Genomic DNA, 20,432 nt, shown 5'->3' with positions numbered 1-20,432 from the left:
CTTCTTACAGTATAAATGACTTGTTTTAATTTGTAAAATGAATTATTATAATAGAATAAATTAAAAAAGATAATTAAACGAGTCTACTTAATAATCTAGTAAAGGAGAAGCCATGTTTCCATTATTTGAAACTTTCATTGCTGTTTATGAAACCAAAAGCTTTACACGCGCGAGTAAATACTTATTTATCTCTCAACCCACTGTTACTGTTCGCATCCGAAAATTAGAAGAAGAATTAGGGACTTCATTATTTTCTAGAGGGCAAAATCAAGAAGTAATCCCGACTGAAGCTGCTATGCATCTCTATGCGCCAGCGCTCAAATATATAAAAAATTGGGAAAAATTACAAGCTGAGATTCAAGAGAAACAATTAAAAAAACACCCCTTTAAGATTGGTGTTTCACACAGTGCTGCAATTAGCCTCATGCCAAATATCTTTAAGAGTTTTGAAAAGGATCTAGAGCATCTGGATGTAGAAATCTCAATGTATGATTCAGAAACAGTGTTTGATCTTGTTTCAAATCATGATTTGCACTTCGGAGTGGTTGAAAAACCACTTGCAAATGAACAAACGGAAACTTTTCCTTTGGGACAGGATGAATTGGTTTTAGCAGGGAGTACGGAAACAGGGACTTTCTTTATACGCGAAGTAGGCTCAGGCGTAGGCCATTACGTCAAAAAATTTCTGAAAGAGGAGAAGGTCTTGCCTAAGAATATTGTGAGAATGAGTAGCAATGAAATGATCATTGCTCACATCCGTGCAGGGTTAGGAGCCTCTTTAATTTCCAAGCAATTTATCACCAAAGAAATTCCTTATCAGGAACTTGGTGAAAAATATCAGAGAGAATTTCTAGGTGTGACTTTTGCTGATGAGCGTGATCCTCTTATTCAAACATTAGTTCAAAAGATAAAACAAACGGTTACTCGCTAACCCAACCAAAAAATAGACTCTAGAAGTCGTTTTTTCGGTTTTCGCTAAAAATATCCAATAACTTTTCATTTTAAAAGAGGAGAAAATGCCTTAAACCAAGCTTTAATGCTTACTTGTTAAAAAAAGATTCTTTACTCTCTTTTTATAATAGGTACGCTGCTCTTAAATTCTTCCTTGAAATCTCTTAAAAGTTAAGTTATTCTAAAGATGACCTTTTATGTGAAAGACTGAAAGTTTAATAAACTTCAGTTGTTCATTTGGGAGAAGGATAACATTTAAAAAGGAGGCAGTTTTAAAAGTGAGATTTTTTAATGAGAATAGGATAGTAAAATGTGGACTAACTATTATTTTAGCCCTATTTTTTATTTCTTTTTTTAACATCAAATCGCCAGCTCATGCTGATACCGCGTCATTTAAGTATAATAATGACAGTAATGGGGTATATATTGAGAACGGAATACCAAATGGGGATACTTACAATTACAATTATGGGGCAGTCAATGGTGTGGCTTTTGATGACGAGGGCTATGTCAACTATTCTGATAAGGCTTACCTCAAAAAAAGTGTTCAGGCGAATGCAAGTAAACAGGGGCTGTTCGATGTGACATTAGATGTAAAGGGCAATCAAGTTGACCATCCAGTCGACATTGTCCTTGTCATCGACTTTTCTTCTTCGATGAAGGGGGAAAAACTTACTAATGCCTTAAAAGGTTTGGATGAATTTGGTGCTGAGCTAAAAAATTCTCTTCAAAGTGGCAATATAAGAGTCGGTATTGTCGCTTATAATCGATATGTTTACGCTACGGATGGCTTAACTGGTGATATTTCAACTTTAGAAAACTTCTTAAAAAATACTGCTGAAAGTCATGCGGGCACTTTCGTTCAGAAGGGGATGATAGAGGGGAAAAAATTATTAGACCAAGGTGGACGAGCTAATGCTGAACATATGTTAATCCATATCGGTGATGGGAGTGCTAATCGAAGCTATTTGCCGGTAGAGGGAGCACCGGAATACACCAATCAGGGTGAAATCACTGATTATAATAATTATCATACCGATAAGTACAACAAGGATTTTCAAGTCAGTTCTGATGCCTATAATACAAGTGATAAATCAGGGACTACTGATGCACAAGGAACTTTAGTTGATAAGAGTATAGTTACCGATGCAACACTAGGTACAGTTGTTCAAATTAAAGAAAGTAATATTAACTGCTATTCAATTGGTGTGGCTCCAAGTGATCGAGGGGTATATATTGCTAAAAATATTGCTTCTACGCCAAATAACTATTTTACTATTGATGAAAATTTAGCTGGACTTGGCGAAGCTCTAGGAAATATTGCAGATAATATTGATAAGACTATCCCAAAGGGGACGATTACGGATCCAATGGGGAAGGATATTCTCTTGCAAGGTGCAGGTAATTTTACATCCGAAAATTATGTGCTCCAAGGTTGGCGTAAAAATGAAGACGGAGCATGGGAAAAAGCAGACGATGTAACGAAAGACATTCAAGTTAGTGAAGAGAACAATATTTTGACACTAGAAAATGTTAGCCTCGGTCAGGATGAACGTATTACCATGACCTACCACGTTCGTATAAATACCGAGAGCGCTGATTTTAAAGGAGAAACATGGTATCAATGTAATGGTGAAACAACATTAGACCCAGAAAGTGATACGGAACAATATTTAGAATTCCCAGTACCGTCTATCAAAGCACCGAAAGTCATTTTAAATGTTGAAAAACAATGGATAAATGTTGCAACACCGTTAATACCTGATTCTATAAACTTTATGGTCACTCGAAAAAATTCTACCTCTGACACATGGACTAAAAGCGATAAGATAACGCTTAGTAAGGATGAGGGGTTCAACAAAACTTATGAAACGTTACCTGTGAATGGTGTTGCTATGAATCTGCCAGTGTATAATAATAATGGGGATAATTTTGAATATCAAGTTACAGAATTAGATATACCTGAACAATTTGAAAGTTCGGTGACAAAAGATGGTAACAGCTTTACTATTGTCAATAAATTATCGCAAGGTGAAGAAGAAGACAATTCTACCACGGAAACAGGTTCAAGTAGTTCTACATCAACCATAGATTCAAGTACAAGTACAAGTACAAGTACTTCATCTACTTCAGACTCAAAAACACCAGTAACACCAGTAACACCGCAGGCAAGTTCTAATGATGACGGAACTAACAGGACTGAAAATTCTATTTCCTCATCTCGTAGTGGCTTGAACACAAAGACATCTGCTAGCAAAAAAGCAAAAAAAGTTTTGCCGAAAACGGGGGAAAAAATGGATAATATGATTGTAGGAGGAATATGTCTTCTACTTATTGGAGGAATTTTTTATCTTTATAAAAAGCCTTTAAATGAAGAGGGATAAAAACACTAATATAGAAAAAACTGCTGTGAAGCAGTTTTTTTAATTAATTTAACAGTGCAACCCCGATACTCAGATAAGTAGCAAAGAGAATCCAGATCAAATAGGGAATCAAGCAAATTCCAGACACTTTATCTAATTTTAGGAATTTAATAAGACAGATAAAGACGATGAGATCAAGAAGTAGAATTGTTATGACTCCGCTCCAATAATAACCTTTGAAGAAGATAATACTCCAAATAAAATTGATGAAGAGTTGTAATACAAAGTAAGTGAGTGCTAGTCTTGCCTCTGTTTTGTATGTACCGAGCAAACGAAAAATAAGAAAACCGGAAATTGCTATAAGAGCATACAACAAAGGCCAAACGATACCAAAGAGATAGTCAGGAGGTGCTAGGGGAGGGAGCTTCATGTTATTATATATTGACTTTATATCTCCTGCAAAAAGACTTGATAAAGCGCCAATCCCCTCAACAATTAGGATAAAAGCAATAAAGTATAAAAATGTTTTTAAGTGAGATGTTTTTGACATATTTTCTCCTTTTTGAATAGGTAATAAGAGTTCGGACAAACTTTTTGGAATAAAATTGTTGGTCTCGTTTTAAAAGTTTTTTTGAATGTTTAAAGAAGAGGGCCTTAGATACAAAAGACCTCTGTTGAGAGGTCATTTGTATCTAAGAAAAATTTAATCTACACGGCGCTTATCTGGTGTCATGTCATCCACTTTACCTTTTACTTTACCTACTTGTTTAGAGGTAAATTCACCAGTACTTTGGGCGGCATCAACTACACGATCTTGTACCGTTACTTCATCCTCCTCTTGCTCAGATTTAGTTTTGATATCTGTCACGGTCACATTGACTTCCACAACATCAAGTGCTGTAATATCTGCCACTTTTTTAGTAATGACGTTCTTAATTTCTTCATAAATATCGGGTACATTTTTGCCATATTCTGTGATGATTTTTAAATCAACGGCAACTTGAGTTTTGCCCACTTCTACATCAACACCAGAAGTAACATTGTTTGTGTTGACTAACTTGCCTGTCAAGTTGGAGAAGAAGCCACCTTCAACAGAAAGAAGTCCATCCACGTGCTCGAGCGCATAACCTACAATCTTTTGAACGACTTTGTCTTCATAAGTAAGTTCACCTCTGATATCAGAGGAATCACCAGAGGGGTGAGAGGATTGATTAAAATGTTCTTCCATTTTTTCGAAATTTTGCATGTTTTTTTCCATCTTGTTTTCTCCTATTCTCTTTCTTTTTACGCTTTACTTACTCTACCTATGTCAGCTGATGCAATATAATTTCCTCGCAGCAAAAGTTTTTAGGTTAGGATAGTATTTCTTTTATCTTTCTTTTGATTAATTGTTCAATCGCGATAGAATAAACGATACGACAGCAACAACAATTACTGCTCCAATAATTGATGGGATTAATGCCATACCCGCTAGAGAAGGGCCCCAAGTTCCAAGAAGCGACTGACCTACAAAGGATCCCACTAGACCTGCCAAGATATTAGCTATCCAGCCCATTGAGCTTCCTTTATTTGTGATTGCCCCTGCAATCAATCCAATTAGAGCGCCAACAATTAACGACCAAATCATAAAATACCTCTTTCTAGTATGCAATAGCATACATCTTTAATATTAATCTAACACATTAAGAAAACGTCTTCAAGAAATCTGATTCGTTTTTAAATTAAATTCTTATTTTATGCTAAAGATTCTAACCATTGTTTAAGAAAAACAGAATAGGCTCCGCTGCGCTGAATTTCACGAAATTCGCGTGGGAGAAATTTGCGGATATCATCTTCATTGAAACCCACTTGTATATTGTTCTCATCAATAATAATGGGGCGTTTTAATAAGAGGGGGTATGCTTCGATAGTTTTGAGGAATTGTTCCAGTCTCATTTTTGAAAAATCTAGATTAAGCTCTTTATAAAGATCACTTTGTACGGAAAGTATATCTCCTGTTCCACCCTCAGTTAGTGAGAGAATCTCGATGAGCGATGCGCGGTTTAATCCGGTCGCTAGATTAATCTCTTGGTATTCTAATTGGTTATCAATTAACCATTTTCGGGCTTTTCGGCAAGAGCCACAAGAAGAGGTTAGATAAAGTTTAATCATAGATTTCCTCACTTCCAAGTTATTCTAGACCTATTCATTTGAGTTAGTATTTTTTAAACGACTAGGTTGTATGATATAAAATTCGTTCTGATAGTATAATTATACTGATTAATTCAGACTAATGGAAATAATATTATCTATTCAAAAAATATTTTTTGATAAAGTGTCAACAGGAAAAGGAATAGTTTTTTAAGAACTAGCTAGTGTCACTTCTCGTTGGTGATGATAAAAAGTACAAGGTGAACATTAAAAAGAAAATGAAATATGATATAATTTAAATTGAGTTTTATGTTACTGGCTAATATGGTAGTAAGAAGCTGGATTAGTTTTACTAAGTGGAGGTCAATGAGACTTTTACTTAGTAAAAATTTTTTTGAATAAATAGTAAAGGGAAAAGGGATGGCGCAATTATATTTTAAATATGGGACGATGAATTCGGGGAAGTCAATTGAAATATTAAAAGTTGCTCATAATTATGAAGAACAGGGAAAGCCAGTATTACTAATGACATCGAGCCTCGACACGCGGGCTGGTGTTGGGACAGTAGCAAGTCGAATTGGTATGAAGGCTGAGGCAGTCGCTATTGATGCTGAAACGGCTGTTTTTGATTATGTAGATGCTTTGCCTCAGAAGCCATTTTGTGTTTTGGTTGACGAAGCTCAGTTTTTAAGTAAAAAACATGTCTATGATTTTGCGCGAGTTGTTGATGAGTTGAAAGTGCCCGTGATGGCTTTTGGCTTAAAGAATGATTTTCGTAATGAGCTCTTTGAAGGCTCAAAATATTTGCTTTTATTAGCAGATAAGATTGAGGAAATCAAGACCATATGCTGGTTTTGCAGTAAAAAAGCAACTATGGTCATTCGTACAATTGACGGTCAACCGGTTTACGAAGGCAAACAGTTACAAATCGGTGGCAATGAAACCTACATCCCTGTATGTAGAAAGCACTATTTTAAACCAGAACTGTAGGGGGAAAAGAAATGTTTTATCATTTTAAAGGAACAATTACTGCCCAGGATTACTCACGGATTTTGTCAGTGATGACGAAGCGTTTAATGCTCGTTTTTTCAGGTATCATGGTTATCGTTATGGTAATTAATCTAGTAAGAAGTCAAGGGCAATGGTTATGGCCTCTTTTATCTGGAATCTTAATCGTAGTTTTGGGTAATTTATTTCTGAGCTGGCAACTAAAAAGTCGCTTTTTAAAAAATTTTAAACCTCAGACACTTGATATTTATCTCACCGAGGAGCAAATCAAAGCGCAAATGAATGTGAGAAATGTAGAGATTTTTTCTGATCGAGTCCATTTTTTTGAAGGAAAAAATAAAGTGTTGATATTGAAAAAAGAAATGTTGCAGGATGTGACACAGTGGGAATCCTTTGTTAAAATGGCACAAAATTTACCTCTGAAAAAAACTAAAAAATAAAAGGAAAAAAATATGTTTGATCAATTAGAGTCAATAATCGGTAGATATGAAGAATTAGGAGAACTTTTGTCTGACCCAGAAGTGGTCTCCAACACGAAACGTTTCATGGAGCTCTCACGAGAAGAAGCTGATTTACGCGATAAAGTTGCGACTTACAAAGAATATAAGAAAGTACTCGATACTATTCAAGATAGTGAAGAGATGCTTGGAGAGAGTGGCCTTGATGATGAGATGAAAGAAATGCTCAAGGAGGAACTTTCCAATGCTAAAACTCAAAAGGAAGAATTAGAAGAACAAATCAAAATTTTACTTCTTCCCAAAGATCCTAATGATGGGAAAAATATTATTTTAGAAATTCGCGGCGCTGCTGGTGGTGATGAAGCTGCACTGTTTGCTGGTGATTTATTGAACATGTATCAGCACTACGCTGAAGCTCAAGGGTGGAAGTTCGAAATCATGGAAGCAAATATCACGGGAATTGGGGGGTATAAAGAGGTTTCAGCTTTAATTTCTGGTCCATCTGTTTATTCTAAATTGAAATATGAATCAGGTGCTCACCGAGTACAACGTGTTCCTGTAACCGAAACACAAGGGCGTGTCCATACATCAACGGCTACCGTGCTTGTTATGCCTGAAGTTGAAGAATTTGAGATGACAATCGACCAAAAAGATTTACGTGTGGATATTTACCATGCCTCTGGTGCTGGTGGACAGAACGTCAATAAGGTTGCTACTGCGGTCCGCATGGTCCATTTGCCAACTGGGATTAAAGTGGAAATGCAAGAAGAACGGACGCAACAAAAAAATCGGGATAAAGCTATTAAATTGTTGAATACAAAAGTCTTTGATTACTATCAACAAATTGAATTGGATAAGCAAAATGCAGAACGTAAATCAACTGTCGGAACTGGGGATCGTTCTGAGCGGATTAGAACTTACAATTTCCCACAAAACCGTGTGACTGACCACCGAATTGGTTTGACTTTGCAAAAGTTGGATAGTATTTTATCTGGGAAAATGGACGAAGTGATTGATGCTTTGATTGTTTATGATCAAACTCAGAAATTAGAAGAATTAAATAAATAATGAAATTTGAGTTTGAAGGTTTCAACATTTGTGAAGTTGGACAGGAACAAAGGCGCATGCAGACTTCTAAGAAAGTGAACAATATCTTAACAGAAGTCACGGTTTTTAGAGCAATACGCGAGAGTATTTCTTTTGAGCTACTGCATTGTACTGGAAGCAACGGGGATACTTGGGTTGTTGCCGAAAATGTCGTATCAGAATCGGAGCATCTTCATCGGGCTCAACGGACGCGTATGTCCATTGAAAAATTTGAAAATCAGCAGTATTGTCGTTTGTGGCAAGAAGTGAAGAAGGATAAAGATTGGAGTCAAACAAAAAAACGACTCCCTTTATCTGAAATCGGAAAATACAGCCAGACTCCTGTCCGCTCATTTTTTACATCTTTGGGAGCCAAGCTTGGTACCTTAGAAGAGTTGGTGTGTGAGACAAATATGAATCGTAAGCAGTTTGGCGTGCTTTTTTCTTCAGAGAATTTGCAAGTTCCTTTATGTGCTTACCTTTTAACACGTGTCCTACCGCTCATTTAAAATTAGTACATTCTTACTCCATCTTTGAAATAGGTTAAAAATAGAAAAACGTTGTAAAATAAATTCTGTCAGTACTGACAGAATTTATTTTACGGACAAGGAGAAAAAATGTATCCAACAATCGAAAAAATGTTACAACATGCCTCTGTTAGAAATTTCAAACCTGAAGCGCTGCCGTTGGAAACCAAAAATCTGCTAATAACGGCGGCCCAGTCTGGCTCTTCTTCAAATTTCGTTCAGGCGTATACAATTATCGAAATTGCAGATGAATCTGTAAGACGTGAGATAGCTGAAATCTCAGGATCGGCGGCATACGTCAATCAAACTGGTGCTTTTTATCTTTTTGTGGCAGATTGGTATCGCCAAGCGGAAATTTTACGTGATCATGAACAAGAATTGGCAGCGTTACGAAATATGGAAGCTTTAACCGTGGCAGTCGTTGATACTACTATTGCAGCACAGAATATGGCTATCGCTGCTGAGTCTATGGACCTAGGAGTCTGTTATATTGGCGGCATCCGCAATAACTTAGCAAAAGTCGCTCAAATTCTTGATCTGCCAGAGCTGACGGTACCTTTATTTGGCCTGTCAGTTGGTTATCCGAACTTTCGCAATGAAGTTAAACCTCGTTTGCCTCAGCATAATATATTTTCAGTCGATGGCTACGATCGTCAGAAACTGACGGATCTGTCAGCATATAAAGCGACGAGCGCTAATTATTATAAGCAACGCACTAGTCATCAAAAAGATACCGATTGGACGCAAGAAATGAGTCAATTTCTTAGCGAGCCCCGCCGGAAAGATGTTGCTAATTTTTTGAAACAACAAGGCTTTACTTTATCCTGAGAGGGGCATAAAACCTGATTTTATCAGGCTTTTTTGCTATACTTGTAGAGATAAAATCGAAATAAACAAGGATGGGAAAAAGAGAGAAATGCTGTGGATTGAAGCGGTACGCACTCTATCAGCGGAGTTAAATGAACCTTTTGCGCTAGAATTTGTCTGGCGTCACAAATATAATTTGGATAAGTTGGCTTGGTTGAATTTAATGCGCGAAAAAATTGGTGAAAATGATTTAAAGTTACTGACAGAGCTGTCAGCACGTCTAAAAGAAGATGAACCCCCTCAATATCTTGTCGGCTGGGCTGAATTTTGTGATTTACGTTTAAAAGTGGATCAGCGAGTGCTTATTCCGCGTCCAGAGACAGAAGAGCTAGTGGCTCTCATTCTGAAAGAAAATAAAAAAGAGAAGTTGCACGTGTTAGATATCGGGACCGGTTCTGGTGCCATTGCGCTCGCTTTAGCCAAAGCCCATAAAGAGTGGCAAGTAACAGCTTCTGATTTGTCAGAGTCCGCCTTAGAACTTGCCTCAGAAAATGCGAAGGAACATGGTCTCTTAGTAGAGTTCGTACAGTCTGACGTCATGGACCAGTTTACTGATGAAAAATTTGATTTGATTGTCTCAAATCCCCCCTATATTGCATTTGATGAAACATATGAAATGGACAAGTCGGTCATCAAATATGAACCGGAGTCAGCGTTATTTGCAGCTCACCAAGGCTACGCCATCTATGAAAAGATAGCACGTCAGGCAGGGGCTCATCTTAAGCCCGGCGGAAAACTCTACTTTGAAATTGGATATAAGCAGGGCCCTTTTTTACAGCAACTTTTTCAAGCACACTTTACTGACCAAACTGTCAGTATCCATCAGGATGTTTTTGGTAAAGATCGCATGATTAGTGTGAGTTGAGGTTAGAGTATGCAAAAGATAAAGTTGGATAAAATCACGCAACAAAAAGAAGACTTCTTGCCTTTGCTCCTTTTAGCTGATGACGGACCGCACTTGAGAAATTATTTGAAAAAGGGCGAGCTTTTTATCCTGTCAGTTACTGACGGTGCTGTCATTGGTGCTGTTGTTGTGACAGAAAAATACCCAAGACAATATGAAATTGAAAATTTTGCGGTTGCTACTGAATATCAAAGGCAAGGTTATGGCAAAGTAATGATGGAACACTTAATCAAGCAGTATCAGAATCGCGCAGATGTCCTGATGGTTGGTACAGATGATGTATCCGGAAACGTTCAGTTTTATAAAAAATGTGGTTTTGAAGAAACGCAGATTTTGAAGAATTATTTTGTTGAGCATTATGAACATGCTCTCTTTGACAGAGGGTGTCAGCTAAAAGATAAAGTATATTTAAGAAAGAATTTAAAATGAAAATTGAAAATGATTTACGCACAATGGCTTCCTTTCTCCAAGCTCAATTGAAAGATGTTGAGACTTTGATTGCTCAAGAAAAAGAGGATAAGGCTCAGGAAGCATTAAACTTTACTCAGGGTGGCTTGAAGAATTTTGCCAATGAAATTGAAAAAGTTGATGGTGGATTTTACGGTCTCGTCGGTATCTTATTCCGTCGGGCTTATCATGTTCCAGATGACATAAAGAAACTTCGTGAAGCACTGTTTCAAGAAGCGGAAAGACTTCAAAAACTTTTGGCTAAAAATTCCGAAAAAAATCGGAATAAACTTGATCGCAATGTAGCTAAAGCAGCCAAAGCCCTTCAAACAAGCGAACTTGCAATCTTACCTACCGAAACCGTCTATGGACTCTTTGCGAATGCACTGGATGAAAAAGCAGTCAAGAAACTCTATGCTGTCAAAGGTCGTCCAACAGAAAAAGCTTTGAATATGAATGTTGCCAGTTACGCGGATATCTTGAAATATAGCAAACATCAACCAGTTTACCTTGAAAAATTGGTAGGATCTTTTTTACCTGGACCCTTAACAATTATTCTTGAAGCCTCAAATGCTGTTCCTGAGTGGATTCATATCGGGAAGACGACCGTTGGTTTTAGAATGCCAAGTATTAAAATCACCCAAAAAGTGATTGAAAAGGTAGGGGTTCTAGTGGGACCTTCCGCTAATTTAACAGGAGATCCAAGCCCGCAATTTTTTGCTGATTTGAGTCCCCAGATTTTAGAAAATGCGCAAGTGGCGATTCAAGACGACAGTATTTATGGGCTGGACACGACAATTATTGATTTAACTGGCAAGACCCCTCGTTTACTGCGTCAGGGAGCGATTACGCGTGAGCAATTGTTGAGAGAAGTTCCTGAGTTGGCAGATATCCAATAGACTGTCGGGGAGTTAGGGCTGTATTTCCGAACGTTTCTAATTAGATTCCTGATTAGAAAACAAGTTATTTTAATATCTCGTGTAGAGTAAGATATAATAAAAATAGCGATAAATAAGGAGAGATTATGATTTTTGATAAAGTAGATTTTGAAAGTTTTGACCCTGAGCTTTGGGCTGCAATTCACGCAGAAGAAAAGCGCCAACAGCAAAATATAGAACTTATTGCTTCAGAAAATATAGTATCTAAGGCTGTACTTGCCGCACAAGGCTCTGTCTTGACAAATAAATATGCAGAAGGTTATCCTGGAAAGCGGTATTATGGAGGAACAGAAGCTGTTGATGTAGTGGAAAATCTAGCAATTGAGCGGGCTAAAGAGCTTTTCGGTGTCCAATTTGCTAATGTGCAACCTCATTCAGGATCACAAGCGAATGCAGCAGCTTATATGGCACTTATTGAGCCTGGGGACACGGTCTTGGGAATGGATCTTAATGCGGGGGGACATTTAACGCATGGTGCTGCAGTTAATTTTTCTGGTAAGATGTACCATTTTGTTCCTTATGGTGTAAATGCAGAGACAGAACGATTGGATTATGAAGAAATTCTTCAGCTTGCACAAAAGGTAAAACCAAAACTTATTGTTGCAGGAGCTTCCGCCTATTCTCGCACCATTGATTTTAAAAAATTTCGAGAAATAGCTGATGAAGTAGGGGCTAAATTGATGGTGGATATGGCCCACATCGCTGGTCTAGTAGCGACAGGAGTCCACCCAAGTCCTATTCCCTATGCTGATGTAGTAACCACCACCACACATAAAACCTTAAGAGGTCCTCGCGGCGGGATGATTTTAACCAATGATGAGCTTTTGGCGAAAAAAATCAATTCCGCAATTTTTCCAGGGACACAAGGCGGCCCCTTGGAACACGTTATCGCGGCCAAGGCAGTTGCTTTTAAAGAAGCCCTTGACCCTGCATTCACCACTTATATTAATCAGGTTGTAAAAAATACTCAAGTTATGGCTGAAGAATTTGCAAATGTAAAAGGGCTCCGCCTGATTGCTGGAGGATCCGATAATCATTTACTTAACTTGAAAGTTTTAGATCTTGGAATCAACGGAAAAGAAGCTCAAGATTTATTGGATACGGTCCATATCACCTTGAATAAAGAAGCAATCCCCGATGAAACACTCTCTCCTTTTAAAACCTCAGGTGTACGAATTGGTGCAGCAGCGATTACCTCGCGTGGCTTTAAAGAAGAACATGCACGTCAAGTTGCCCAACTCGTTTCAAAAGCATTGGTCAATCATGATAATAAAGAAAAATTAGAAGAAGTTCGTCAGGCTGTTTTAGACTTAACCGATGAATTTCCTTTATATTAATAGTAGAGCAAGCTTGCAGGGCTTGCTTTTTTCTTACGTCCAAAATTAAGCTCTATTTAAATTAAAAATGGTATAATAAAAGAGATTTAGAAATAGTCGCGACAAAATATGACATGAAATAGAGAATATAGAAACTGAAATGTAAAAGAAGAACTTAGCGACTAAAATTAGGTAAGTAAAATGTTGAAAAAAATAGTTGGAATTGTAGTGCTGCTCCTGGTAATGTGCGGTGGTTTTTATGTTTATCGGGCACATCAGAACGTTAAACATGTTATGTCGTATGAAGCAGCCGTTAAAAAAAGTTTGAAGGCGCAAGGTTTGAGCGGAGATACTCAACTTGCTTTAGCCATCATCTATACAGAAACAAAAGGTAAAGAAGCAGATATCATGCAGTCCAGCGAAAGTTTAAATGGGAAGGCAAATGAAATTTCTAATGAAGAGGACAGTATTCAACAAGGAATTTTAAACCTTTCAAAGGTACTTGAATACGCTGAAGAAAAAAATGTGGATGTTTGGACTGGCGTACAAGCCTATAATTATGGGAAATCGTATGTGGATTATATTGCTAAACATGGAGGAAAGAACACAATCAAACTCTCAAAAGCGTATTCCCGAGATGTTGTAGCACCCAGTTTGGGAAATACATCCGGCCAAACCTACTATCATGTGACACTAGACTCCCTCCTTTACAATAAAGGCAAACTTTATTCCAACGGAGGAAATATTTTCTATGCTAAAGAAGTCGCTTGGAACATGTACTTACTAGACTTATTAAATTGGTAATAAATCTCTTACTAATTCTAAAATAATAAAAAAAGTAAATTCTACGGATGCAGTGAATTTACTTTTTTTAATTTGAATTATCAGAAAATTATATTATAATAAAGAAAACCTAAAAAAGATGAAGATGGAGTGATGAAGATGGCTGACTATAATTTTGGCGCAGGACCGAGTGTTGTTCCCCAGGAAGTTTTGGAAGTAATTAAGCGTGAAATAATGAATTTTAATCATACTGGGTTATCAATATTAGAAACTTCTCATCGCTCCTTGGATTTTCAAGCTCTTATATCAGATGCAAAGAATGATTTACGAGCGTTGATGGGCATACCTGCAGATTATGAGATTTTATTTTTGCAAGGAGGAGCCTCTACACAGTTTATGATGCTCCCTCTTAATTTAGCTCAGAACAAAACCGCCTATTATGCGATTTCTGGGATATTTGGTAAAAAAGCTTACGAAGAAGCGGTTAAGGCCAGCCGATTGGAAAACATAGATGTTGTTAGCTTAGGCTCAACAGCGCATCATCACTATGATCGTCTCCTTAAAATTGATTTAGAGAAAATAGATTTCCAAAAAGCCGCCTATTTACATTTGACCACCAATAATACGGTTGAAGGAACAGCTATTTTTCCTGAGAATTTACCTGAAAGCCACGAAGTTCCCCTTATTGCAGACATGAGTTCTAATATTATGGCTGTGGATTATGATATTTCTAAGTTTGGTATGGTTTATGCTGGCGCACAAAAGAACTTAGGTATAGCCGGTTTGACAGTAGTGATTATCAAAAAAGATTTACTCTCTAAGGATCAAGCGCTCCCCTCTATGCTTGATTATCAGGTTTTAGCTGAGCATCAATCGATGTATAATACTCCACCTACTTTTGCTATTTATGTAGCAGGCTTAATTTTTAAATGGGTTAAAGCGCAAGGGGGAGTAAAAGAGCTTGAAAGGCAAAATCGAAAAAAAGCGAAATTACTTTATGATTATATTGATCAATCAGATTTTTATGATAATCCTGTCTATAACATAAATGAACGCTCTATTTGTAATGTCATTTTTAGGTGTCCACATCAAAACCTTGATGTGGAGTTTGCTAATGAGGCTGAAAAAAGAGGGTTGCTAGCGTTAAAAGGTCATCGTTCTGTAGGAGGCTTACGTGCAAGTCTTTATAATGCTTTTCCTATCGAAGGAGTTAGGAAGCTAATCGAATTTATGAAGGATTTTGAGGAGGAGAATAAATGACTTTTCATATTAAAACAATTGGTAATAATATTGATCAGATTGCTTTAGCAGAAGTCGAAGCACCTTTTGTGGTCAATGAAGTTGAGGAGGACCAAGCCGATGCATTTATTTGCCGAGCACAGCCTTTTCACAATTATACTTTTTCTAAAAAACTCCTCGCTATAGGACGTGCAGGGGCTGGTTTTAATAATATTCCAATAGAAAGATGTGCCCAAGAGGGAATAGTAGTTTTTAATGCGCCCGGTGGAAATGCGAATGCGGTAAAAGAGTTAGTCTTAGGTATGATGATCTTTGGAACCCGCAATCTAGAACAAGCCAATCAATGGCTCCGCGCTCAAACTGGTACAGATGAAGAAATAGATCAGAGGGTAGAGGAAGCGAAAAAAGTTTTTTCAGGCTCAGAGCTTGCTGGAAAAACTTTAGGCGTGATTGGACTGGGAAATATTGGTTCACGTGTTGCTAATGATGCACGCCGTCTAGGAATGAAAGTATTGGGGTATGACCCTTACCTTTCTATCGAACATGCTTGGAATTTATCTCATCATGTTAAACGTGTTCATCAACTTACAGAGCTACTTCAAAAATCGGATTATATCACCGTTCATATGCCAGCCACGCCAGAAACGCAAGGGTTATTGAATTGGGCAAATCTTTCTCAATGTAAAAAAGGTGTGATCTTACTTAACTATGCTCGGGATGAAATTAGTAACAAAAAGGATATTTTAAGAGCGATTGATGCAGGAATTGTCAAGTTTTTTGGAACAGATTTTGGTTCTGAATGCTTTAACAATTGTGCTCAAGTATTTTTAACACCTCACTTAGGCGGATCAACAAAAGAAGCCGGTTTGAACTGCACGAGAATGGCTTTAGATTCTGTACAGACATATCTACAAACTGGTGAGATTATTAACGCTGTTAATTTTCCAAGAGTTACTCAAGAATTACTCTCGCCTTATCGGATTACTTTAATTAATAAAAATGTCCCCAATGTCGTGGCCCAAATATCAATGGCGGTGGCAAAAGAAAATATCAATATTGCCAATATTGTCAATCGTGGGCAGGGAGATTATGCTTATACGCTGCTTGATCTGGATGAGCAAGATGAGGAGAAAATCAAAGCGCTCATTGAACGTTTCTCTAAAGCAGATAATGTAGTGCGAGTTCGCTTAATAAAAAATAAGAGGGGAATGTGATGAAAGCAAAACGTCTTCTTGTCATGGATGTTGATGGAACGTTGATTGAGGAAGAGGTCATTGATTTATTGGGGCAAAAGGTCGGGAAGGGTCAGCAGATGGCGAAGATTACCGCTGCTGCAATGCGAGGGGACTTAGAGTTTAAAGCGGCTCTTGAAGAACGCGTGGCTTACTTGAAAGGTTTGGATATAGAAGAAGTTAAAAAAATTTATAAGCAGCTTCATCTGACAAAGGGAGCTCAGGAACTTATTCAGTATGCTCATGCTCATCAGTGGAAGGTTGGGCTTGTTTCAGGTGGTTTTTATGAAGTCCTGCATCCCCTTGTCAAAAAGTTAAAAATTGATTATGTATGTGCTAATCATTTAGCTATTGAAAAAAATATTCTGACGGGTAAAACAGCTGGGGTCATAGTGGATAAAACAGTTAAACTTGAACAAGTTAAGCGATGGGCAAAGGAGAATGAACTCGGTCTTGATGAGGTCATTGCCCTTGGGGATGGAGCAAATGATATTCCTATGCTACAGAGCGTTGGAACTGGTGTGGCTTTTAATGCTAAACCGCTGGTTAAAGCGTCTGTTTCGTACGTTCTTGATGAGCGAGATCTCATGCGCGTCCTTGAATTTTTGGACAATTAAAAAATGACTGCTTCTTGATGAAAGCTTTCATCAGGAGGCGTCATTGATTTAGTAGGTCACATCAAAAGTAGTAAAATCGGGGAATTGTGCAGGGGTACTCTCAACATAAGTCACTTTTGCAAAAGGTGGAAGTTTCCTTTTTGCACTAGCTTCACCGCGTATAGTAGCAGTAAATTTAGTCAGTGCTTCGGGATGATCTGTTTGAGCATAGATACCCACTGTTCCGTCATCATTATTCCATACCCGTCCCCAAATACCGAGTTCACGAGCGGTAATAATCACAAAGTATCGAAAGCCTACTCCTTGGACTTTACCTGAAACAAGCATTTTTACTTTTTGCATAGCAGCCTCCTTATTGTAATGTTAGCGTAGAAAGTAGAGTGTTAAAAGAACAAATAGAATACAAAATAGAAAAGAGGAACGTCTTCGTAAACGATAAGTTTGTTCTCGTGAACCCGAGTCCTTGTGATGAACTGGAATTTCTGAGTTAGTGGGCTTGTTTTTCTGTTTGAAAAGAACCATCCTATGTCCTCCTTTGTAAACGGTTTATTCAATTATACCATAAGCCTCAGCAAGATTCGCAAAATTCTGTTAAAATGAGGGTATGGAAATTATCAGTTCAAAAGAAAATAAAAAAATTAAAGAAGCTCGTAAGTTACTGACGAAAAAGTATCGGAAGACCTCTTATTTAGTCGAAGGCTTTCACCTCTTAGAAGAAGCACTCAAGGCTGATCACCCTGTGCTACAGATCTTTGTTGAAGCCTCCAAAGAAGAAAAATTAGAAAAGCTTTTAGCAAAAGTCGGCCGCCCAATCACAGCCGTAAAACAATCATCCGAACTGACAGGTTTGTCAGTAAACTTTGTGACACCAGAAGTGCTGAAAAGTTTGGCTGAGAGCGAGCATCCTCAAGGCGTAATAGCGGAGGTTGGTTTTATCAATCGAAAAGTTGACTTTTCAGGCGATAAGTATCTTGTACTTGAGCATGTGCAAGATCCCGGCAATGTCGGCACAATGATACGTACAGCAGATGCTGCAGGGTTCGATGGGGTATTACTCCTAGGAGAAACTGCCGATCCTTACAGTCCAAAAGTTATCCGTGCCATGCAAGGCTCTCATTTTCATTTGCCTGTGATTAAAAGCAGTGTGACTGAAGGGTTCAAAGACTTGCAAAAGGCTAAGTTGCCTATCCTAACAACCACGCTATCAGCAGACTCTGTAGCTTACCAAACCATCCACAAGGAGCGTTTTGCTCTTGTCATGGGAAATGAAGGCGCAGGCGTATCAGAAGAAGCAGTTAAAGCTGCGGATATTTTGGTACATATTGAAATGCCAGGTCAAGCTGAGTCTCTAAATGTCGCAGTTGCCGCAGGAATTTTGATGTTTTCAATGTAATGCTTATTCGAACAACTTTTCGCTAACAAGTTTGAAAACTACTGACCAGCTGGTCAGAGTTGAGAGGGAGATAAAGATGGAAATTTTTAAAGCGATCATAGATCGTCCTGTTGGCTATGTCCACCATGGTACGGTTTATCCCATAAACTATGGTTACATTGAGCATATCATAGCGGGAGACGGTGAGGAACAAGATGTTTATATTCTTTCACGATTGCCCGAGTACAACAAACCCCTTCAAACGTTCACTGGCAAGTTAATCGCTATAATCACTAGAAAAGATGATGTCGAGGACAAATGGGTTTTGACTACAGAAAAAGAGACTTTCACTCAAGCTGAAATCCTACAGGCAGTCCACTTTCAAGAACAGTATTTTGATGCTCAAGTTGACTTGGTAGAAGATTAAATAAAAAAACGCGTATTAACTAGCGCGTTTTTTGCTTAGAATTGATTAGCTAACGTTTCGGCGAAGTTTTCAAGAGCCGCTTCATCTTCGTCTTCGGGTGATAGATCGACTTTGACAGATTCCGCACCTTTAGTAGCGCCTGTCATTGCCAAGGTTTCATCAAACATATCAACGCACAAACAGAAATCATCATAAAAAGTGTCACCAGAACCAAAGACTCCGTAAGTTTTTCCAGTCAAATCAACATCTTTTAATTCTTCATAGAAATCTACGATTTCATCAGGCAATTCTCCATCGCCGTAAGTGTAGGTCCCTACAATACATAGGTCCGCATCCATCATATCTTCGGCATCAACCGACGTGCACTCATCGAGCTCTACTTCCCAACCTAATTCTTCAAGTTTATCGGCAACAATATCCGCACACGCTTCGGTGTTTCCTGTCATGCTGGCATATACAATTTTTGCTAAAGGCATTTTCCTATCTCCTTCTGGGTAAAATAATAATATTACAATGAAAAGCATTCACTCACATTATATCAAAATTCATAACAAATCAATACTTAAAACTATAAGAAGGAGCTTGAACAAAAGGGCTAGCTCTGCTATTAGTAGAAAAAAGATGAAAGAAAAAGAGAATTTATGTTAAAATAGAGTGTATTTAACATCAAGCAGATTTTGAAAAGGTTCATGATTGTCGGAGGAAATCTCTGGAAATAAAGCGATAAATACTATCTTCGAGAGATTCAGTGGCTGGGGTAAATCTTAATTTATCCTCTGGCGAAGTATGAAACACTTCAAATAAATAATTTAAGTATAAAGGAAAGAAAAAATTGATTACTCTAAAATCGCAACGTGAAATCGAACAAATGGAACGCTCTAGTAAAATCCTTGCGGATATCCACATTGGACTGCGAGAACTGATTAAACCAGGGATTGACATGTGGGAAATTGAAGAATATGTCCGCAAAGTTTGTAAAGAAAAAAATGTTTTACCTTTACAAATTGGAGTGGATGAAGGAAATTATAATCCATTCCCTTATGCGACTTGCTGCTGCTTGAATGATGAAGTGGCTCACGCATTTCCACGTCATCAAGTTCTTAAAGAGGGTGATTTGATTAAGGTGGACATGGTTCTTGGTTTGGTTGAAGATGGTTCTGTTGATGTTTCAAAACTTAATTTTGACGATGCCAAATCAATGGTTAAATATCAAGAAGAATTCCGCGGTGGCGTTGCTGACTCTTGCTGGGCTTATGCTGTAGGTGAAGTTTCTGACGAAGTAAAAAACTTGATGGATGTGACCCGCGAATGTCTCTATCTTGGAATTGAACAAGCCAAAGTAGGCAACCGTATTGGTGATATTGGGGCCGCTATTCAAGAATATGCTGAAAGTCGTGGCTATGGTGTTGTTCGTGACCTTGTAGGACATGGCGTTGGACCAACCATGCATGAAGAACCAATGGTGCCCCACTACGGACGTGCTGGACGTGGCCTTCGTTTACGTGAAGGAATGGTCTTAACCATTGAACCAATGATTAACACTGGGGGTTGGGAAATTGACCATGATGGAGAAAGAGGATATGTCACTTTTGATGGTAGTCTCTCTTGCCAATATGAGCATCAGTTTGTGATAACAAAAGATGGGCCAGTAATTTTGACTTCTCAAGGTGAAGAACGAACTTACTGAGTCCTTAAGAGAAAGGTCAGAGTACGAATGTAGTTTTTAGATGACTACTGCTTGTGGCTAGGAGGAGAAGTGAGGAAAGT

General features: G+C 38.0%; 24 protein-coding genes. 18 read left to right on the top strand and 6 right to left on the bottom strand.

Annotated elements, in window-relative coordinates; all coding sequences use genetic code 11:
- Positions 1-112 precede the first annotated feature (112 nt).
- Positions 113-931 (top strand): LysR family transcriptional regulator, encoded by an 819-nt coding sequence (locus JKP71_RS08725; RefSeq protein ID WP_200407723.1) that lies wholly within the window; start codon positions 113-115, stop codon positions 929-931.
- Positions 932-1,229: 298 nt separating this feature from the next.
- The gene (locus JKP71_RS08720) at positions 1,230-3,335 is read left to right on the top strand and encodes a VWA domain-containing protein (RefSeq protein ID WP_200407722.1); all 2,106 of its coding nucleotides are present in this window, start codon (positions 1,230-1,232) and stop codon (positions 3,333-3,335) included.
- 43 nt (positions 3,336-3,378) lie between these two features.
- On the opposite strand, the gene JKP71_RS08715 is transcribed toward JKP71_RS08720, so the two are convergent.
- From JKP71_RS08715 to JKP71_RS08700, 4 genes are all read right to left on the bottom strand, one after another.
- On the bottom strand, positions 3,379-3,864 hold the full coding sequence (locus JKP71_RS08715) for a TspO/MBR family protein (protein ID WP_200407721.1): 486 nt from the start codon (positions 3,862-3,864) through the stop codon (positions 3,379-3,381).
- Between the two features lie 153 nt (positions 3,865-4,017).
- Entirely contained in the window at positions 4,018-4,542 is a 525-nt protein-coding gene (locus tag JKP71_RS08710) for an Asp23/Gls24 family envelope stress response protein (protein ID WP_234446127.1), read from the bottom strand.
- Between the two features lie 156 nt (positions 4,543-4,698).
- The gene (locus JKP71_RS08705; protein ID WP_075524437.1) at positions 4,699-4,941 is read right to left on the bottom strand and encodes a GlsB/YeaQ/YmgE family stress response membrane protein; all 243 of its coding nucleotides are present in this window, start codon (positions 4,939-4,941) and stop codon (positions 4,699-4,701) included.
- A 107-nt stretch (positions 4,942-5,048) separates the two neighbouring features.
- Positions 5,049-5,477, bottom strand: a complete 429-nt coding sequence (locus tag JKP71_RS08700; RefSeq protein WP_234446125.1) for a Spx/MgsR family RNA polymerase-binding regulatory protein — start codon at positions 5,475-5,477, stop codon at positions 5,049-5,051.
- Positions 5,478-5,864: 387 nt separating this feature from the next.
- Here JKP71_RS08700 and JKP71_RS08695 point away from each other — a divergent pair, with 387 nt between their 5' ends.
- From JKP71_RS08695 to serB, 13 genes are all read left to right on the top strand, one after another.
- The gene (locus tag JKP71_RS08695; protein WP_075524439.1) at positions 5,865-6,434 is read left to right on the top strand and encodes a thymidine kinase; all 570 of its coding nucleotides are present in this window, start codon (positions 5,865-5,867) and stop codon (positions 6,432-6,434) included.
- Between the two features lie 11 nt (positions 6,435-6,445).
- A complete protein-coding gene (locus JKP71_RS08690; protein WP_075524440.1) occupies positions 6,446-6,892 on the top strand; it encodes a hypothetical protein in 447 nt (148 codons plus the stop codon).
- Between the two features lie 12 nt (positions 6,893-6,904).
- Positions 6,905-7,978 carry a peptide chain release factor 1 gene (gene prfA, locus JKP71_RS08685; RefSeq protein WP_075524441.1) on the top strand — a complete coding sequence of 358 codons (1,074 nt, stop codon included), beginning with the start codon at positions 6,905-6,907 and terminating at the stop codon, positions 7,976-7,978.
- Positions 7,978-8,505 carry a hypothetical protein gene (locus JKP71_RS08680; RefSeq protein ID WP_200407719.1) on the top strand — a complete coding sequence of 176 codons (528 nt, stop codon included), beginning with the start codon at positions 7,978-7,980 and terminating at the stop codon, positions 8,503-8,505. The genes prfA and JKP71_RS08680 overlap by 1 nt, the downstream gene beginning before the upstream one ends.
- Before the next feature lie 108 nt (positions 8,506-8,613).
- Complete coding sequence (gene nfsA, locus JKP71_RS08675; protein WP_200407718.1) at positions 8,614-9,351, top strand: oxygen-insensitive NADPH nitroreductase; 738 nt, start codon at positions 8,614-8,616, stop codon at positions 9,349-9,351.
- 88 nt (positions 9,352-9,439) lie between these two features.
- Complete coding sequence (prmC, locus tag JKP71_RS08670) at positions 9,440-10,255, top strand: peptide chain release factor N(5)-glutamine methyltransferase (protein WP_200407717.1); 816 nt, start codon at positions 9,440-9,442, stop codon at positions 10,253-10,255.
- Positions 10,256-10,264: 9 nt separating this feature from the next.
- Positions 10,265-10,723, top strand: coding sequence for a GNAT family N-acetyltransferase (locus JKP71_RS08665; RefSeq protein WP_200407716.1), 459 nt, complete (start codon positions 10,265-10,267; stop codon positions 10,721-10,723).
- Positions 10,720-11,640 carry an L-threonylcarbamoyladenylate synthase gene (locus tag JKP71_RS09620; protein WP_200407715.1) on the top strand — a complete coding sequence of 307 codons (921 nt, stop codon included), beginning with the start codon at positions 10,720-10,722 and terminating at the stop codon, positions 11,638-11,640. The genes JKP71_RS08665 and JKP71_RS09620 overlap by 4 nt, the downstream gene beginning before the upstream one ends.
- Positions 11,641-11,765: 125 nt before the next feature.
- A complete protein-coding gene (gene glyA / locus JKP71_RS08655) occupies positions 11,766-13,016 on the top strand; it encodes a serine hydroxymethyltransferase (protein WP_075524446.1) in 1,251 nt (416 codons plus the stop codon).
- A 180-nt stretch (positions 13,017-13,196) separates the two neighbouring features.
- Positions 13,197-13,799: a lysozyme family protein gene (locus JKP71_RS08650; protein WP_200407714.1), complete on the top strand. Its 603-nt coding sequence runs from the start codon at positions 13,197-13,199 to the stop codon at positions 13,797-13,799.
- A 138-nt stretch (positions 13,800-13,937) separates the two neighbouring features.
- Positions 13,938-15,038: a 3-phosphoserine/phosphohydroxythreonine transaminase gene (serC, locus tag JKP71_RS08645; protein WP_200407713.1), complete on the top strand. Its 1,101-nt coding sequence runs from the start codon at positions 13,938-13,940 to the stop codon at positions 15,036-15,038.
- Complete coding sequence (locus JKP71_RS08640; protein ID WP_200407712.1) at positions 15,035-16,231, top strand: phosphoglycerate dehydrogenase; 1,197 nt, start codon at positions 15,035-15,037, stop codon at positions 16,229-16,231. Before serC ends, JKP71_RS08640 begins: the two co-directional genes overlap by 4 nt.
- The gene (gene serB, locus JKP71_RS08635) at positions 16,231-16,866 is read left to right on the top strand and encodes a phosphoserine phosphatase SerB (RefSeq protein WP_200407711.1); all 636 of its coding nucleotides are present in this window, start codon (positions 16,231-16,233) and stop codon (positions 16,864-16,866) included. The genes JKP71_RS08640 and serB overlap by 1 nt, the downstream gene beginning before the upstream one ends.
- 48 nt (positions 16,867-16,914) lie before the next feature.
- Here the strand turns inward: serB and JKP71_RS08630 are convergent, their stop codons facing one another.
- Positions 16,915-17,208, bottom strand: coding sequence for an acylphosphatase (locus JKP71_RS08630; RefSeq protein ID WP_200407710.1), 294 nt, complete (start codon positions 17,206-17,208; stop codon positions 16,915-16,917).
- Between the two features lie 262 nt (positions 17,209-17,470).
- Between JKP71_RS08630 and JKP71_RS08625 the strand changes: the two genes are divergently transcribed.
- Together JKP71_RS08625 and JKP71_RS08620 are read left to right on the top strand one after the other, a co-directional pair.
- Positions 17,471-18,259 (top strand): TrmH family RNA methyltransferase, encoded by a 789-nt coding sequence (locus tag JKP71_RS08625; protein ID WP_200407709.1) that lies wholly within the window; start codon positions 17,471-17,473, stop codon positions 18,257-18,259.
- A 76-nt stretch (positions 18,260-18,335) separates the two neighbouring features.
- Positions 18,336-18,665 (top strand): inorganic diphosphatase, encoded by a 330-nt coding sequence (locus JKP71_RS08620; RefSeq protein ID WP_200407708.1) that lies wholly within the window; start codon positions 18,336-18,338, stop codon positions 18,663-18,665.
- Positions 18,666-18,700: 35 nt separating this feature from the next.
- Here the strand turns inward: JKP71_RS08620 and JKP71_RS08615 are convergent, their stop codons facing one another.
- On the bottom strand, positions 18,701-19,141 hold the full coding sequence (locus tag JKP71_RS08615; protein ID WP_075524454.1) for a flavodoxin: 441 nt from the start codon (positions 19,139-19,141) through the stop codon (positions 18,701-18,703).
- A gap of 356 nt (positions 19,142-19,497) precedes the next feature.
- Here JKP71_RS08615 and JKP71_RS08610 point away from each other — a divergent pair, with 356 nt between their 5' ends.
- On the top strand, positions 19,498-20,352 hold the full coding sequence (locus JKP71_RS08610; protein WP_200407707.1) for a methionyl aminopeptidase: 855 nt from the start codon (positions 19,498-19,500) through the stop codon (positions 20,350-20,352).
- Positions 20,353-20,432 lie beyond the last annotated feature (80 nt).

The organism is Lactococcus taiwanensis, from assembly GCF_014905395.1.
GTDB classification, from domain to species: domain Bacteria; phylum Bacillota; class Bacilli; order Lactobacillales; family Streptococcaceae; genus Lactococcus; species Lactococcus taiwanensis.
This window is presented reverse-complemented; position numbering and strand designations above follow the sequence as displayed.

Coding starts and splice junctions, on each gene's coding strand:
- JKP71_RS08725 (WP_200407723.1), top strand. CDS start 113: ATGTTTCCATTATTTGAAACTTTCATTGCTGTTTATGAAACCAAAAGC.
- JKP71_RS08715 (WP_200407721.1), bottom strand. CDS start 3,864: ATGTCAAAAACATCTCACTTAAAAACATTTTTATACTTTATTGCTTTT.
- JKP71_RS08710 (WP_234446127.1), bottom strand. CDS start 4,542: ATGGAAGAACATTTTAATCAATCCTCTCACCCCTCTGGTGATTCCTCT.
- JKP71_RS08705 (WP_075524437.1), bottom strand. CDS start 4,941: ATGATTTGGTCGTTAATTGTTGGCGCTCTAATTGGATTGATTGCAGGG.
- JKP71_RS08695 (WP_075524439.1), top strand. CDS start 5,865: ATGGCGCAATTATATTTTAAATATGGGACGATGAATTCGGGGAAGTCA.
- JKP71_RS08690 (WP_075524440.1), top strand. CDS start 6,446: ATGTTTTATCATTTTAAAGGAACAATTACTGCCCAGGATTACTCACGG.
- prfA (WP_075524441.1), top strand. CDS start 6,905: ATGTTTGATCAATTAGAGTCAATAATCGGTAGATATGAAGAATTAGGA.
- JKP71_RS08680 (WP_200407719.1), top strand. CDS start 7,978: ATGAAATTTGAGTTTGAAGGTTTCAACATTTGTGAAGTTGGACAGGAA.
- nfsA (WP_200407718.1), top strand. CDS start 8,614: ATGTATCCAACAATCGAAAAAATGTTACAACATGCCTCTGTTAGAAAT.
- prmC (WP_200407717.1), top strand. CDS start 9,440: ATGCTGTGGATTGAAGCGGTACGCACTCTATCAGCGGAGTTAAATGAA.
- JKP71_RS08665 (WP_200407716.1), top strand. CDS start 10,265: ATGCAAAAGATAAAGTTGGATAAAATCACGCAACAAAAAGAAGACTTC.
- JKP71_RS09620 (WP_200407715.1), top strand. CDS start 10,720: ATGAAAATTGAAAATGATTTACGCACAATGGCTTCCTTTCTCCAAGCT.
- glyA (WP_075524446.1), top strand. CDS start 11,766: ATGATTTTTGATAAAGTAGATTTTGAAAGTTTTGACCCTGAGCTTTGG.
- JKP71_RS08650 (WP_200407714.1), top strand. CDS start 13,197: ATGTTGAAAAAAATAGTTGGAATTGTAGTGCTGCTCCTGGTAATGTGC.
- serC (WP_200407713.1), top strand. CDS start 13,938: ATGGCTGACTATAATTTTGGCGCAGGACCGAGTGTTGTTCCCCAGGAA.
- JKP71_RS08640 (WP_200407712.1), top strand. CDS start 15,035: ATGACTTTTCATATTAAAACAATTGGTAATAATATTGATCAGATTGCT.
- serB (WP_200407711.1), top strand. CDS start 16,231: ATGAAAGCAAAACGTCTTCTTGTCATGGATGTTGATGGAACGTTGATT.
- JKP71_RS08630 (WP_200407710.1), bottom strand. CDS start 17,208: ATGCAAAAAGTAAAAATGCTTGTTTCAGGTAAAGTCCAAGGAGTAGGC.
- JKP71_RS08625 (WP_200407709.1), top strand. CDS start 17,471: ATGGAAATTATCAGTTCAAAAGAAAATAAAAAAATTAAAGAAGCTCGT.
- JKP71_RS08620 (WP_200407708.1), top strand. CDS start 18,336: ATGGAAATTTTTAAAGCGATCATAGATCGTCCTGTTGGCTATGTCCAC.
- JKP71_RS08615 (WP_075524454.1), bottom strand. CDS start 19,141: ATGCCTTTAGCAAAAATTGTATATGCCAGCATGACAGGAAACACCGAA.